Consider the following 894-nt stretch of genomic DNA (forward strand, 5'->3'; position numbering starts at 1 on the left):
GCCGTGTAGCAGTTGGCCACCGACTGCGCTTCCACGCCCTGGGCCGCATCGACCACCAGCAGCGCGCCTTCGCAGGCGGCCAGCGAGCGGCTGACTTCATAGGAGAAGTCGACGTGCCCGGGGGTGTCGATGAAGTTCAGGTGGTAGGTCTGGCCGTCTTTGGCGACATACGGCAGGGAGACCGACTGGGCCTTGATGGTGATGCCACGCTCGCGCTCGATCGGGTTCGAGTCGAGCACCTGCGCCTCCATTTCACGGGCCTGGAGGCCGCCGCAAAGCTGGATGATGCGATCGGCCAGCGTGGACTTGCCGTGGTCGACGTGGGCGAYGATGGAGAAGTTGCGGATGAACCGCATCGAATCAGAAGACATAGGTGGCGGCGGCGCGTCGCGTCGTCAGGATGACTGCGGATTATCGCATGGCCGGCCCGCTCCCGCGTGGGCCATTGCGGCGATTGGCGTGAATGGGCTCCCAAAACGACCGGACCCGCCGAAGCGGGCCCGGAAACGCAGTGGTGGCGGGAATTTACTGCCCGGCCTTGACCGCCACGAAGGCGCTGTTGCCGTTGGCACGAACCAGCAGCATGACCACATCGCCCTTCTTGTAACCGGCCAGCGCCTTGTCCAGCGCCGCCACGCTGCCGACCGGCGTACGGCCGACCTGCAGGATCACCAACCCCGGCGACAACTGTGCATCACGCGCCGATTGGCCGTTGACCCGGGTGATGCGCACGCCCTCGCCGGCCTCCAGGCCCAGCTGCTTGCGCTGCGGGGCCGTCATATCGGCCACTTCCAGCCCGAGCAGGGCATTGCTGCCCGTCTGCGGGGCCGCATCCGGGGCAGCGGCTGCACGCGGGCTGCCTGCCTCGGCGTCTTCGGCCTGGGCGGTCAGCGT

The 894-nt window shown here is 67.6% G+C and carries 2 protein-coding genes; both read right to left on the minus strand.

Translation table 11 applies throughout. The annotated features are described in order from the left end of the window. Window positions 1-356, minus strand: a 356-nt coding sequence (locus ACXJKJ_RS30250; protein WP_457395074.1) for a GTP-binding protein, incomplete at its 3' end; no start/stop codon positions are given. Window positions 357-525: 169 nt separating this feature from the next. Then, the coding region (locus ACXJKJ_RS30255) for a PDZ domain-containing protein (protein ID WP_457395071.1) at window positions 526-894 on the minus strand (369 nt) is incomplete at its 5' end.

This window comes from Roseateles sp. P5_E1, from assembly GCF_054049335.1.